This is a genomic window from Priestia sp. ST2 (genome assembly GCF_055810735.1).
On record NZ_JBVVNT010000001.1, the window covers coordinates 15,437 to 29,289 of the forward strand.

At 37.6% G+C, this 13,853-nt stretch carries 14 protein-coding genes and 1 riboswitch; of the genes, 8 read left to right on the forward strand and 6 right to left on the reverse strand.

What is annotated here, in order from left to right:
• Nucleotides 1-57 precede the first annotated feature (57 nt).
• The 4 genes from AC0KUU_RS00075 (at nt 58) to AC0KUU_RS00090 (ending at nt 6,530) form a co-directional block, all read left to right on the forward strand.
• On the forward strand, nt 58-1,521 hold the full coding sequence (locus AC0KUU_RS00075) for an o-succinylbenzoate--CoA ligase (RefSeq protein ID WP_322552467.1): 1,464 nt from the start codon (nt 58-60) through the stop codon (nt 1,519-1,521).
• A gap of 3 nt (nt 1,522-1,524) precedes the next feature.
• Entirely contained in the window at nt 1,525-2,628 is a 1,104-nt protein-coding gene (menC, locus tag AC0KUU_RS00080) for an o-succinylbenzoate synthase (RefSeq protein ID WP_322552466.1), read from the forward strand.
• A gap of 279 nt (nt 2,629-2,907) precedes the next feature.
• A riboswitch (cobalamin riboswitch) is annotated at nt 2,908-3,093 on the forward strand.
• A 133-nt stretch (nt 3,094-3,226) separates the two neighbouring features.
• Entirely contained in the window at nt 3,227-5,470 is a 2,244-nt protein-coding gene (locus AC0KUU_RS00085; protein WP_016765778.1) for a ribonucleoside-diphosphate reductase subunit alpha, read from the forward strand.
• Nucleotides 5,471-5,486: 16 nt separating this feature from the next.
• Nucleotides 5,487-6,530 carry a ribonucleotide-diphosphate reductase subunit beta gene (locus AC0KUU_RS00090; protein WP_013059560.1) on the forward strand — a complete coding sequence of 348 codons (1,044 nt, stop codon included), beginning with the start codon at nt 5,487-5,489 and terminating at the stop codon, nt 6,528-6,530.
• Nucleotides 6,531-6,559: 29 nt separating this feature from the next.
• On the opposite strand, the gene AC0KUU_RS00095 is transcribed toward AC0KUU_RS00090, so the two are convergent.
• Both AC0KUU_RS00095 and AC0KUU_RS00100 read right to left on the reverse strand, forming a co-directional pair.
• Nucleotides 6,560-6,763, reverse strand: a complete 204-nt coding sequence (locus AC0KUU_RS00095) for a hypothetical protein (RefSeq protein WP_013059559.1) — start codon at nt 6,761-6,763, stop codon at nt 6,560-6,562.
• Nucleotides 6,764-6,829: 66 nt separating this feature from the next.
• Entirely contained in the window at nt 6,830-6,988 is a 159-nt protein-coding gene (locus AC0KUU_RS00100; protein ID WP_013059558.1) for a DUF1540 domain-containing protein, read from the reverse strand.
• A 207-nt stretch (nt 6,989-7,195) separates the two neighbouring features.
• Between AC0KUU_RS00100 and AC0KUU_RS00105 the strand changes: the two genes are divergently transcribed.
• The 3 genes from AC0KUU_RS00105 to AC0KUU_RS00115 all read left to right on the forward strand — a co-directional run bounded on the left by AC0KUU_RS00105 (nt 7,196) and on the right by AC0KUU_RS00115 (nt 8,761).
• Nucleotides 7,196-7,477 carry a DUF2325 domain-containing protein gene (locus AC0KUU_RS00105; protein ID WP_043975879.1) on the forward strand — a complete coding sequence of 94 codons (282 nt, stop codon included), beginning with the start codon at nt 7,196-7,198 and terminating at the stop codon, nt 7,475-7,477.
• A 69-nt stretch (nt 7,478-7,546) separates the two neighbouring features.
• Nucleotides 7,547-8,287 (forward strand): hypothetical protein, encoded by a 741-nt coding sequence (locus AC0KUU_RS00110; RefSeq protein ID WP_162215045.1) that lies wholly within the window; start codon nt 7,547-7,549, stop codon nt 8,285-8,287.
• A gap of 15 nt (nt 8,288-8,302) precedes the next feature.
• The gene (locus tag AC0KUU_RS00115; RefSeq protein ID WP_162215044.1) at nt 8,303-8,761 is read left to right on the forward strand and encodes a flavodoxin; all 459 of its coding nucleotides are present in this window, start codon (nt 8,303-8,305) and stop codon (nt 8,759-8,761) included.
• Between the two features lie 30 nt (nt 8,762-8,791).
• On the opposite strand, the gene AC0KUU_RS00120 is transcribed toward AC0KUU_RS00115, so the two are convergent.
• Both AC0KUU_RS00120 and AC0KUU_RS00125 read right to left on the reverse strand, forming a co-directional pair.
• Nucleotides 8,792-9,829, reverse strand: a complete 1,038-nt coding sequence (locus tag AC0KUU_RS00120; protein WP_016765774.1) for a cytochrome d ubiquinol oxidase subunit II — start codon at nt 9,827-9,829, stop codon at nt 8,792-8,794.
• A gap of 15 nt (nt 9,830-9,844) precedes the next feature.
• The gene (locus AC0KUU_RS00125) at nt 9,845-11,179 is read right to left on the reverse strand and encodes a cytochrome ubiquinol oxidase subunit I (RefSeq protein ID WP_013059553.1); all 1,335 of its coding nucleotides are present in this window, start codon (nt 11,177-11,179) and stop codon (nt 9,845-9,847) included.
• Nucleotides 11,180-11,331: 152 nt separating this feature from the next.
• Here AC0KUU_RS00125 and AC0KUU_RS00130 point away from each other — a divergent pair, with 152 nt between their 5' ends.
• Entirely contained in the window at nt 11,332-11,577 is a 246-nt protein-coding gene (locus AC0KUU_RS00130; RefSeq protein ID WP_013059552.1) for a type B 50S ribosomal protein L31, read from the forward strand.
• Nucleotides 11,578-11,606: 29 nt separating this feature from the next.
• Here AC0KUU_RS00130 and AC0KUU_RS00135 read toward each other — a convergent pair whose 3' ends face one another.
• Together AC0KUU_RS00135 and AC0KUU_RS00140 are read right to left on the reverse strand one after the other, a co-directional pair.
• On the reverse strand, nt 11,607-12,566 hold the full coding sequence (locus AC0KUU_RS00135) for a metal ABC transporter substrate-binding protein (protein WP_043975882.1): 960 nt from the start codon (nt 12,564-12,566) through the stop codon (nt 11,607-11,609).
• 83 nt (nt 12,567-12,649) lie between these two features.
• Nucleotides 12,650-13,837, reverse strand: coding sequence for a GTP-binding protein (locus tag AC0KUU_RS00140; protein ID WP_322552465.1), 1,188 nt, complete (start codon nt 13,835-13,837; stop codon nt 12,650-12,652).
• Nucleotides 13,838-13,853 lie beyond the last annotated feature (16 nt).

The following is a 13,853-nucleotide window of genomic DNA, read 5'->3' on the forward strand; positions in this document are numbered from 1 at the left end:
CATCAGGCTGTTTTTTCAATTTAATTTAGTTAATCAGTATAAAAAGGAGAGAAATTCATGAGTAGCCAAACGATTCCTAATGGGCTTATGCAAAGAGCATATTTGACGCCAAATCGAGTGGCGGTAGAAACACCGCAAACGTCTCTTACGTTTCAAGAGCTTCATAAACGTGTTCAAAAAGTAGCACAGCAGCTTTCGTTTAACGGTGTAAAGCAAGGTGATACCATTGCTTTACACATGAAAAATAGAGTGGAGTTTATCGAGATTTTACATGCGATTTCTTATATTGGCGCCCGGTTGCTGCTCGTCAACACGCGTTTGACAAACGAAGAAATTAATTATCAGCTAACAGATGCAAACGTGTCGTTGCTTATTGCGGATGAAACATTTTTAATTAGAGAATTCCAAAGTTCCATTACTCAGCTTACTTTACCTGCTTTAAAAAGTTCTCCAGAAGCAGAAACAGGTTTTCAAAAAACGTGGAATCTCGAGGACACATTCACCATTATGTATACGTCTGGAACAACAGGTCATCCAAAAGGAGTGCTGCAGACATATGGAAATCACTGGTGGAGTTCCGTTGGCTCAGCGCTTAATTTAGGATTAAATGAAAAAGACTGCTGGCTTATAGCGGTTCCTTTGTTTCATATTAGTGGCTTATCTATTTTAATGCGGAGCGTCTTTTACGGAATGAAAATCATTTTAGAAGAACGGTTTGAAGCAAGAGCAGTAAATGAAGCCATTGAAAACAAAGGGGTAACGATTATTTCGGTTGTTACTTCTATGCTGTCCAATATGCTTGATGAATTAGCTGAACGCAAGTATCCAAATACGTTTCGCTGTATGCTTTTAGGAGGAGGACCTGCACCGCTTACTATTTTAGAGGCTTGTGTGAATAAAGAAATTCCTGTTTATCAAACGTATGGAATGACAGAAACATCTTCACAGTTCGTTACGCTTTCACCTGAAGACAGTTTGCGAAAACTGGGATCAGCAGGTAAACCATTATTTCCATGTGCAATGAAAATTGTAGATGAAAAAGGAAATGAGACCAGCGAAGCAGGAGAAATCATTGTTAAAGGTCCAAATGTTACAAAAGGATACCTAAATAAACCTGAGGCTACTCAAAAAGCAATTCAACAAGGCTGGTTCTATACAGGAGATATCGGGAAAGTGGATGAAGAAGGCTTTCTATATGTGTTAGACAGACGTTCAGACCTTATTATTTCAGGTGGAGAAAATGTATATCCAGCTGAAATTGAAAATGTTTTGTTGAAGCATCCCGCTGTTAAAGAGGCCGGTGTAACGGGAGTAGCTGATGAAAAATGGGGACAAGTGCCAGCTGCATGTGTTGTTGTAAACGAAGACGTTTCAGATGAAGAATTATCTTTACACATTCAACAATTTTTAGCAAAGTACAAACTTCCAAAGTATTTCGTTCGAGTAGAGGAGCTGCCGCGAACGGCTTCTAATAAAATCATACGCCGGAAGCTATCATCGTTCATACAGAAAGGGAGCTAATCGATGATTATAAAAAAAGTACATCTTTATAAAATTGACATGAAGCTTCTTTCTCCTTTTTCAACAAGCTATGGTACGGTGCAGGATCGAGAATTGATTTTGCTTGAAGTAGAAGATGAACAAGGATTTACAGGGTGGGGAGAAGTCGTTGCTTTTTCATCTCCTTGGTATACGGAAGAAACGATTCAGACGTGTTTTCATATGTTAGACGATTTTTTAATTCCCTCGCTTCTTCATAAGCAGCTTCAAAAACCAGAGGATGTTCAAAAGCTATTCAAACCTCTAAAGCGAAATAACATGGCTAAAGCAGCTTTGGACTGTGCTGTATGGGATTTGTATGCAAAGCGGCAAAATAAGCCGTTATCTGAAGTAATTGGCGGAGTAAGGCCTGCTGTAGAAGCTGGAGTGGTAGTTGGCTTAAATGACATTTCCGTAATGAAAGAACAAATAAAGACTTACATGAAAGATGGCTATAAGCGCTTTAAAGTGAAAATTAAGCCGGGTGCTGACTATGAGCTACTGAAACAAATTCGAGATGAATTTCCAAGCATTCCTCTTATGGCTGATGCCAATTCAGCTTATACGTTAAGCGATAGTGATTCATTGAAGAAACTAGATGAATTGAATTTAATGATGATCGAACAGCCGTTAAGTTCTGATGATATCCTTGATCATCGATTGTTACAAAAGCAAATAAAGACGCCGATTTGCTTAGATGAAAGTATTGTGAGCTATGAAGATGCACGTCATGCAATCGAACAAGAAAGCTGTAAGATTATCAATGTGAAAATCGGGCGAGTTGGCGGAATGTCCGTAGCAAAGCAAATTCATAATTTATGCGCCCAGCATGGTGTAAAACTTTGGGTTGGAGGAATGTTAGAAGGAGGGATTTCACGAGCTCATAACATTGCCCTTGCCACACTGCCTTCTTTCACGATACCAGGTGATATTTCTGCGTCGTCTCGCTATTGGGAAAAAGATATTATTAAGCCCGAAGTAGAGGTAGAAGCCGGAGTAATAAAGGTGAAGGGAAAACCGGGGATAGGATACGATATTGATAAAAAGTTTATCAAAACAATCACAGCATTTGAAAAAGAATACAAATAATTAACAACCGTTTTTTGATGAAAAACGGTTTTTTTATTGAGGTTGTCAATGTTTAGTAGAAAAATAGGACAAATTTTTTAAAAAGAGCACATTGTTCCATCAAGCGTGTCAAAACATGTTATGATGGAATAGTTTGATGAAAAAAGTCGAAGAGTTTTATCGTAAAAAACAAAATTATTTTTGAAAATAGGTTGATAGTTTTCTAAGTTGTCCTATATAATGTGTTTATAACATAACACAATATGTTGTTTTGAAATCCATAATAAAATACTATATTTTGTGTTTTCCAGTGAAAAAGGTGTCTGATAAAAAGACTTAAAAGGGAATTTGGTGAAAATCCAAAGCTGTCCCCGCAACTGTGAATGCTGATGAAATAAGGAAATCCACTGTGAGTAAACATCATGGGAAGGCCTTAAAGTAAAAAGAAGCATAAGTCAGGAGACCTGCCTTTTTTATGTCGTTTTATCTTCTTCGGGAGGTGAGAGGGTAGAGCGAGGATTGAGAAAAGACTTAGTGTCTTCTTCTATCTTCGTTCTATTCGCTCACCGAGGTACGGTGAGCGATTTTTTATTTTGAAGTGAAGAGAGGAGCCATATTTATGGTGAATACATTAAAGCCTACAATTCTACATGAATTAACTGCATATATTGAACGTTTAAAAAAAGAATTTACGCAGCTTGATTTTTCTTTGTATGAGGAAAAGGTTATTCAAACTGTTACAGTAAAGGAAAATATGACGGACGAAAAGGTTGCAAACGTCCTAATTTTGGCAGCCTTAGAGCGTATTTCAATGGAAGAACCCGATTGGACGTACGTAGCGGCAGACGTCTACTTAAACGAACTATATCGAAAAGCAGCGGACAACCGAGGTTACGATAAAAAAGAGAAGTACGGTTCGTTTTATCAGCTTATTCAAGAACTAACAAAAATCGGCATTTATAATAAGCAGCTATTAAAAACATATACAGAAGAAGAAATTAATGAAATTGCTTCAGTCATTATTCCTGAACGCGACCGTTTATTTACATACATTGGATTGTTGACATTAGCAGATCGCTATTTAGCGACATCACATGATAAGCGCGTATACGAATTACCGCAAGAACGTTTTCTTATCATTGCTATGACGCTGATGTCTCAAGAAAAGAAAGAAAATCGAACAGCATTAGTAAAAGAAGCGTATTGGGCGCTTTCTAGTCTATATATGACGGTTGCCACACCAACACTTTCAAACGCAGGAAAGAGCTACGGACAGCTATCTAGCTGCTTTATTGATACGATTGATGACAGCTTACGCGGTATTTATGATAGCAATACAGATTTGGCCACGCTTAGTAAAAATGGAGGCGGAATTGGTGTCTACCTCGGTCATATTAGAAGCCGAGGAAGTGATATAAAAGGTTTTAAAGGCGTATCATCAGGAACAATTCCATGGATGAAACAGCTAAATAATACGGCTGTAAGTGTCGATCAGCTAGGTCAACGACAAGGAGCTATTGCCGTATATTTAGACGTATGGCACAAAGACATCTTTTCATTCTTAGACGCGCGTTTGAACAATGGTGACGAACGTCAGCGCACGCATGATTTATTCACTGGCGTATGTTTGCCAGATTTGTTTATGGAAAAAGTAGAGGCACGTGAAGACTGGCACTTATTCGATCCTCACGAAGTTCGTACGCTGATGGGCTACTCGTTAGAAGATTTTTATGATGAAGAAGAAGGCAGCGGTTCGTTCCGCACTCGTTACGCTGAGTGTGTAAATAATGAACAGCTTTCAAGAGAAACAGTACCTGCTATTGAAATCTTCAAGCGCATTATGCTTTCCCAGCTTGAAACCGGAACGCCTTATATGTTTTATCGTGATACGGTTAACCGAGCTAATCAAAACCGCCACGAGGGCATGATCTACTGCAGCAACTTATGTACAGAAATTACGCAAAACCAAAGCACAACGGTCGTAACAGAGGAAATTACAGAAGACGGAAAAATTATTATTACAAAGAATCCGGGCGATTTTGTTGTATGTAATCTTTCTTCTATCAACTTAGCGAGAGCCGTAACTGAAGATGTGCTTGAACGTTTAATTCCAATTCAAGTACGCATGCTTGATAACGTTATTGAGTTAAATGATTTGCCAGTACTTCAAGCAAAACTAACAAACCAAAAGTACCGCGCAGTAGGACTTGGCACATTTGGTTGGAACCATCTGCTTGCCTTAAAGAAAATAGCATGGGAAACAGATGAAGCGGTAGCATATTGCGATGAATTGTACGAGCAAATTGCTTACTTAACCGTACAGGCAAGCATGAACTTAGCTAAAGAAAAAGGTGCATATCCATTATTTAAAGGCTCAGATTTTGAGTCAGGCGCTTATTTTGAAACACGTAAATACACAAGCGAAGCGTGGAGTGAACTGCGTAACGAAGTTCAAAGCAATGGGATAAGAAATGGCTACTTAATGGCTGTAGCACCTAATTCATCAACATCTATTATCGCGGGTTCTACTGCAAGTATTGATCCGATTTTCCGTAAGTTTTATTCAGAGGAAAAGAAAAACTATAAAATCCCGGTGACGGCACCAGATTTATCACCAGCAACAAACTGGTATTATAAGTCCGTTTATTTAATTGATCAGCACTGGAGCATTAAGCAAAACGCCAAGCGCCAGCGCCATATTGATCAATCCATTTCATTCAACTTATATGTGCAAAATGATATCCGAGCAAAAGAGCTGCTGGATCTTCATATGACGGCATGGAAAGAAAAGTTAAAAACGACCTACTACGTACGTTCAACATCAAGTGAAGTCATTGAAGAATGTGAAAGCTGTCATAGTTAAAAGGAGTGAATAATTGATGACAAGCATGTTAAAACGAGAATTAATGAACGAAACAGCTCCGAACCGTTCGACAGGAATCATTAACGGCAAGAGCTCAAATATTCTAAACTGGGATGACGTCCGATTTTCATGGGCGTTCCCTAAATACAAACGTATGCTAGCTAACTTTTGGACGCCGTTTGAAATTAATATGGGTCAAGATATTAAGCAGTTCCCTCAGTTAACGGCTGACGAACAAGAGAGCTTTTTGAAAATTATTGGCTTGCTGGCGCTACTGGACAGTATTCAATCAGATTATGCTAGCAAAGTAGCTGACTATGTAACCGATTCTTCGATTAATGCTCTAATGATTATTTTAGCGCAGCAAGAAGTGGTTCATAATCATTCCTATTCATATGTTTTATCAAGTCTTGTACCAAAAGGAAAACAAGATGAAGTATTTGAATACTGGCGCACAGACGAAAAGCTTCGCGCTCGAAATGACTTTATTACAAACGGATATAAAGCATTTAGCGAAGAAGCAACGGTTGAAAACTTTTTGAAGTCTATGGTATATGATGTTATTTTAGAAGGCCTTTTCTTCTATAGCGGATTTGCTTTCTTCTATAATCTTGCGAGAAATCAAAAGATGGTGGCGACATCTACGATGATTAACTATATCAATCGTGATGAACAGCTTCACGTTGGGTTATTTGAAAAGATTTTCAAGGAAGTACTAAATGAAAATCCAGCTTATCGTACGGAGGAGCTAGAAACGTTTGTAGTTGAAACGTTCCAAGAGGCAGCTCGTCTTGAAATTGAATGGGCGGAATCTGTTATTGGAGAAAAATTCGACGGCATCACGATGAAAGAACTGCAGCAGTATATTGAATACATGGCTAATAAACGCTGTAATCAATTAGGCTTCGGCCGAGCTGCTTTCCCAGAAGCACCGATTGAAAATCCTCTTCGTTGGATTATTGCTTATCAAGAGGTAGATTTAGGGAAAACAGATTTCTTTGAACAGAAATCAAGACAATATACAAAAGCATCAGATGCGAATGGATTTGATGATCTATAAATACAAAAGCTGACTAATTTCCTTATTGATTAGTCAGCTTTTTTTAAGTGAATAAGTCCAAGTTCTAACGCACGTGTGGTAATTAAGTCATCAATTTCTTCTGGAATGTTTTCAAGTGTTCCCCATTTATATGTCCATAAATGAGTAAACGATTGTACATAAATTGGAAAGGTTTGTTCATTTGCTTTTATTGCTTCTTCTTTAAAAAAATGAATCAGTTGTTCAGTTTTCATATTAGTCTCCTTTTTTATGATCTTGAAGAGAGAAAAAAGACAACCCAGAGGCTGTCCTTTTGCGGGTTACGCTTCAGTTGGCTTGAACGTTTTACAGTCTGTTTCATAACTGCTTGCTGCATGTTTTCCGCTATGACTTACCACGTAAATTTCTTCTGCGCTGCAGTGATTTCCATTTTTCCAAAAGTGACAGTTATTTACTTCACAAAGAATGTTTTGTTCCAACGTTAACCCTCCTTTGTATGTGATAGCTATAGTATGGTCAAAATTCACCTAACTTATAAGAAAGGTGGTAGACTTTCATTTTAATTGAGAATTTTTATCAATTAAACATTGACAAAGAGAATCATTCTCAATTAAACTGTGTATATAGTAAAGAATACAAGTTGTTGGCAAATCATTAAATGAATAATTAATTGGGAGGGAACAAACATGTCATCAGTTATGGTTGTAGGAGGAGACAGGTTAAAGCATATTACAGATCGTTTAGCGGGAGAAGGATTTAATGAAGTAATTCATTTAGATGGCCGTAAAAGCAATATGGTGAAGCGAGAAATACCCGAACATATTGGGTTTGTATTAGTTATTACGGATTTTATTAATCACAATATGGCAAAAGTCATTAAAGAGAAAGCAAAAAAACAAAAAAAACCGATTTATTTCGTCAAACATTCATGGAGTGCTATTCGTCAAGTGATTGAGCAAATTTCATGATTTAATTTTTATTTATTATTGAGAATGAATTTCAATTAGGGTGGTGAGACATAGGTGGAACCGATAAAAGTGAATATAAAGACACTCTCTAACGACCACATCGAACAATTTATTCGATGTCCATACAAATTTTATCAGCAGCAGCTTCTTTTGAAAAAAACATCTATAGATTGGAAACAGCTCGTTCAAGTAACTGTCCATCAAATCATTAAAACATACTATAGCAAGCCAGTTGAGTATCGCTCAAACCTCTATGTTTTACAGCTCATTGAAAAATATTGGCGCCTAAAGCCAAATATGTTTTCATCACCCGTTCACTATTACGATGTGTTAGCTAAAGTAAGCGATTATTTACTAAGGTTTTTAGGAAAGAAAGCACATGTAGAATTACCGCTTTTTGTGTTTGAGAAATACAGCGTTTATGTAGAAGAAATTCAAAGCAACCTTTCTCTAACCATTGATTTTGCTGCATGGACAGAGAAGTCTTATACGGTAACAAAATTCATTCTAGATGACCATGAAGAAGTGAAAAACGCCATGAAAGACTTTATTATCGTTTTTTCGAAACAAGCTTTTAAAAAGGTTCCTGAACAAATTCGTTTTTATTCATTATTAACTGGAGAAACAACAACTTATCATATTGCACCAGACGATTATCAAAAAGCCATACTTCAACTACATATTGTCAAAAGTGTGTTAATGGAACCAAAACATTTTCAAAAGAATTATGCATCCAGTGAGTGTGAAAACTGTCCTCTTCAACGAGAATGCGCTGAAGAAGGGGATATGCGGCCGACACTGCTGGTGTAAAGGAGCGTCATTTACATGAAGGAAATCTTACTAGCTTATGCGAGTATGTCAGGTAACACAGAAGCGATAGCCGATTTGATCGAAGAAGAATTAGTCAAGCATGGATTGCATGTGAAACGAGCAGAAGTATATGACATTGATGCTTCTGACCTTGTATCTGCAGAATCTATTATCTTTGGAGCTTATACGTGGGGAGATGGAGAGCTACCAGATGATTTTTTAGATCTTTATGATGAAATGGATGATATAGATCTCAGTCAAAAGCAGATGGCTGTATTTGGCTCAGGTGATTCATCATATGATGTTTTTTGCGGAGCAGTTGATTTAATTGAAGAAAAAATAAAGAAACGTAACGGAAATATAGCCGTTCCCGGTTTGAAAATCGAGCTCTCCCCCTTTGGAGAAGATGTAGAAAAATGTAAGGTATTTGCTAAAGGTTTTGCTGAAGTAGTAGCAAAATCTGCTGCTTCATAAGAAAACCCGGTCAAGTGCTGACCGGGTTTTTTAATATGGTTTCTTTTTGCTGTATTCTTTATTGTCTTTCATAAATAGACGCCAGAAATAAAAGAATCCAGGAAATAAAATAGCAAAACCAACAATATACACAATAAATAAAGAATGAAATGCATCGGGATGTGTAAATCCATTCTCAATCGTTACGTTTGGATAGACAACATAAGGTAAATGACTTCGTCCGTATACGTAACTTGCTAAGAAATATTGAAGGATAATGGATACCACGGCTAAACGAGGCATGCCTTTTCCTTTTTGAGAAGGTAGCAGCAGAGCAATACCAGCTACTACAAATAGACCTACAGATCCGTAAAGAAGGGGCTTAAACTGCATCATTTTATCATATAACCAGCTTGCTTCTGATTGCATTGTAATCATAATAAAGATAGCCATTAGCAGGGAAAGAGGTCCTGTAATGAGCGCATCACGCCGATAGACCGCATAAGCTTCCATTTCGTCAGATGACTTCGAGTAATCTGCTAATAACAGAGACGATAGAAACAGCGAAGAGCTTATGGCAAATCCGATAAATGAATAGACGTGCGGACTTGAAAATACTTTTGCTAAGTTTAATTGCTGCGTGCCATCAATTATATCAATAAACCCACCTTGACTTACTGGCAGTACAGCGATTAAAAAAGCAGGAATTAACACGCCGGATATACCGGATATATAAACCAACGCTCTCCGATATTTGAAGCTGCTAGCATAGTGTGAAAACACTAAAAATCCGCTTCGAATAGATAAGAGAAGTAAAATGATACTTCCGGGTATTAGTAACACTGTGCCAAGTGTAAATGTAGCTCGAGGAAAAAAACTAAACAGCGCAACAACAATCGCAACGATAAATACATTGGTTACTTCCCAAGTAGGTGATAGATATCTGTTTGCTACATCTGTAGCATTTGTTTTCGTACGATTAATATATACCATCGACCAAAAGCCAGCTCCAAAGTCCATCGTTCCCATTACGGCATAGATAAAAATGAAGCCCCATATTACAGTAATTGCTAGTAATGAATCACCCATATTCTCACATCCTTTTTAATCTGCTTGCGCAGCAAGCTCTTTAGAAAGCGGATTTCTTCTGAAATAAAACACCAGTACAAGGGCGACTGCGGCCACGAGTACGATATAAACAAGCAAAAATAAAAAAAATAAAATATGCAAATTAGCAGAAGTGGTAACTGCTTCTGATGTACGCATGATGCGGTAAATGACCCAGGGCTGTCTTCCGGTACATGCGAAAATCCATCCGAATTCAATGCCCATGATCGCGAGAGGGCCCGTTGCGACAAATGCCCACATGAAAATTTTAGGGAAGCTTTTCTTCTTTAAAAACTTGTACCAAACAACGCCCACTAGCGCCACTAAAATTAAAATCGATCCGATAATGACCATACCGTTAAACAAGGTATGCACAAAAAGCGGCGGCCAATAATCCCTAGGGAAGTCATTAAGTCCAGTAATCACTGTATTAAAGCTATTACCCGACAAGAAGCTGAGCATCCATGGAAACTCAATTCCATACTTGACTCGCTGTTCTTTTTCATCTGTGAATCCACCTAAAGCTAATGGCGCATGATCTTGCGTTTCAAATAGACCTTCAGCTGCTGCAAGTTTTTCGGGTTGATATTCGTATACTTTTTGCATAGATTCATGTCCATTCAAAGCTGTTACAAAAGAAAAAATCCCGCCGATTACTAATCCCATCATCAGCGCTTTATGATGAAATTTATATTCTCTTGGATTATGTTTTCGCGCACGAAGCATTTTAAAGGCAGCGACTGAAGCAATGACAAAGCCTCCGGTTGTATAAGCAGAAACGGCTACGTGACCGGACGTTACAAAGAAACTCGGATTAAAGAAAGCTGCCCAAGGATCTACGCTTACAATTTCGCCATTTAAAATTCGAAAGCCAGCAGGTGTTCCTTCAAATGCGTGCACGTTTGTAATTAAAACGGCAGAGGCAAGAGCGCCTATTGCTACTAAAATTAGACTGATAATCCTCATTTTTCGAGAAATACGGTCCGCTGCGTATACGTAAATAGAGAGAAACAGAGCCTCAATAAAGAAAGCATAAATTTCAATTTGAAAGGGAAGAGCCATCACTTTTCCTACGATTTCCATAAAACCCGGCCAAAGCAACGCTAATTGTACACCAGCAATCGTTCCCGTAGGAATGGCGACTCCAAGCAGCACAGCAGCTCCTTTTGTCCAACGCTGTGCCATAAGTTCATAATCTTTATCTTTTGTTTTGTAGTAAAGAATTTCAGCCAATAAAATCATGAGAGGAATGCCGACGCCAAGAGTGGCAAAAATGATATGTACTCCCATGTTCAGACCAAACATTGAACGTGCAGTAACTAAATGATCCATTCATTTTTCAACCTTTCCAGTAAAGTATTGATAAACCTTATTGTCCACTTTTTACCACGCTTTATGCATCAGAATTGGTAAAACATATAACTTGAAAATAGTAATCATTACGATTATAATGAGTATATATTGTTTTAAAGGAGAGATATTTAATGAAAACAAATATTCATCCAGACTATCGTAAAGTTGTATTTATGGATACAAATAGCGGAACATCATTTTTATCAGGATCTACAAAACAATCAAATGAGACCGTTCAATGGGAAGATGGCAACACATATCCGCTTTTAAAAGTTGAAATCAGTTCGGATACACATCCATTTTATACAGGAAAACAAAAATTTGCTGATAAAGGCGGCCGTGTAGAACGCTTTAAGCAAAAATATAAATTACAATAAAAAAACTAGCCGGGAGGCTAGTTTTTTTATTAATATAATGCTTTTTTCAACGTATCAATATTGTGTTGCATAATGGAGAAATAATCTTCTTTATTTTTAACATCGTTTTTTGTTAATGACTCTAAGTTATGAAGTGTTAAAGCTTGAGCTCCTACTTCATTTTTTACAAGCGTAGACACTTTAGGCTTTAAATTTTGGTCAAAGATAAAGTATTTGATATGGTCTTTTTTTGCTTGTTTTACGATGTTTTCTAATTGTTTCTGAGACGGCTCATTTGTAGGAGATAAACCCGCTACGCTAATTTGCTTTAAGCCGTATTGTTTTTCCCAGTAGCCATAGGCTGCATGTGATACTAAAATTTCTTTATGAGGTGCGTCGCCAATCGTTGTTTTTAACTCTTGGTCCACATCTTCAAGCTGAGTTTTTAACGATTGGAAGTTCTTTTCAAACTCTGCTTTTTTATCTGGTTTTAATTCAATAAGTTCGTCTTTAATATTTTCTGCTAATTGAATAGCTAAAACAGGATCAAGCCAAACGTGAGGGTCTGTATCTCCGTGGTTATGCTCTTCTTCATGGGCATGTTCGTTTTCGTGGGCATGCTCATCTTCAGAACTCTTTGCTAATTTAATTCCTTTTGCAGCTTCTACTAAAGCTACATCTTCATTTTTAAGTGTAGACTGTGCTTTATCTGCAAAACCTTCAAGCCCAATTCCTGAGTAAACAAATGCGTCCGCGTTGGCGATTTTGACCATTGTTTTTGTTGTAGGCTCAAATGAGTGCGCATCTACACCGGTTGGTAAAATGCTTTTAGCTTCTACATATTTTCCACCGATTTTTTCAGTAAAGTCCTGTAAAGGGTAGATTGTTGTATAAACTTCTAATTTTTTGTTTTTATTATCAGATGCGTTATTTGCACTGCTTGAACTGCACCCCGCAAGAGCTGTTCCAATTCCTAATGCAAGCACCATTAAAAGTGGTTTGAATTTCATTATGTTGCTCCTTCCGTTCGTATCGTAACCATTTATGACCTATGTTATTATATCGTAATTATTACGATTTGAAAACTAAAAATTTACGCACCTACTGTAAATTTAGGAAGGGGATCTTTGAGAGTAGCCCAATCTTGATTCATTTCCTCATTTGTCAGCAAACAGCGGTCTAAAGTTTCAATTATTTCAGCTTTGTTCATATCAATACCAATGAACACAAGCTCGTTAATACGATCTCCAAATTGTTCATCCCATTTTGCTCGTAATTCAGGCTCTTCTTTTAAGGTTTGTTCTCTTTCTTCCGGGGCGTAAGTTGCTATCCATTCACCCGCTGCTTGAATCATAATGGACGTACCGGCTTGAGAAAGAAGTCCTGCCATATTATTACGTGAAGCAAGCCAGAAAAATCCCTTTGCACGTACAATATCAACCGGCCAGTTCTCTAACCATTTCATAAAGCGTTCAGGATGAAGGGGACGGTTCCTTCTGTATACAAAAGAAGAAATACCGAACTCTTCCGTTTCAGGCGTATGGTGCTCCTCATTTAATTCTTTAATCCATCCGGCTCCTTGACTAGCTTTTTCAAAGTCGAATAAGTCGGTATGAAGTATGGCTTCAAGGCTTACTTCACTATTAATTGTTTGGATAACAGTGGCTTCTGAGTTTAATTTGTGAAGAACAGCCTCCAGCTCATCTGCATCATCTTTTGTTAACAAATCAACTTTGTTTAACAAAATGACGTTTGCAAATTCAATTTGATCGATTAACAAATCAATCACTTCTCTTGTATCGTTTTCATCTGTTCCTTCTTTGCGGTCTAATAAGCTTTCGCCGGATGAAAAGTCTTCCCAAAAGCGATTGGCATCTACTACAGTGACCATCGTATCTAACGAACATTTCTGAGTTAAATCAATGCCCAGCTCTTCATCAATATAAGTAAATGTTTGAGCAACAGGGATAGGTTCGCTGATTCCGGAAGATTCAATGACAATATAATCAATATCACCATTGTCTGCTAGGCGTTCTACCTCTTTCATTAGATCGTCTCGAAGCGTACAGCAAATACAGCCATTTTGCATTTCAACAAGTTTTTCTTCTGTTCGAGAGAATCCGCCTTGTTTAACTAAGTCTGCATCAATATTTACTTCGCTCATGTCATTGACAATGACCGCGACTTTTAAACCTTCTTTATTTTTTAAAATATGGTTCAAAAGAGTTGTTTTACCTGAACCAAGGTATCCGCTTAAAACGGTAACGGGAATTTTTTTCACTGTTATAACCTACTTT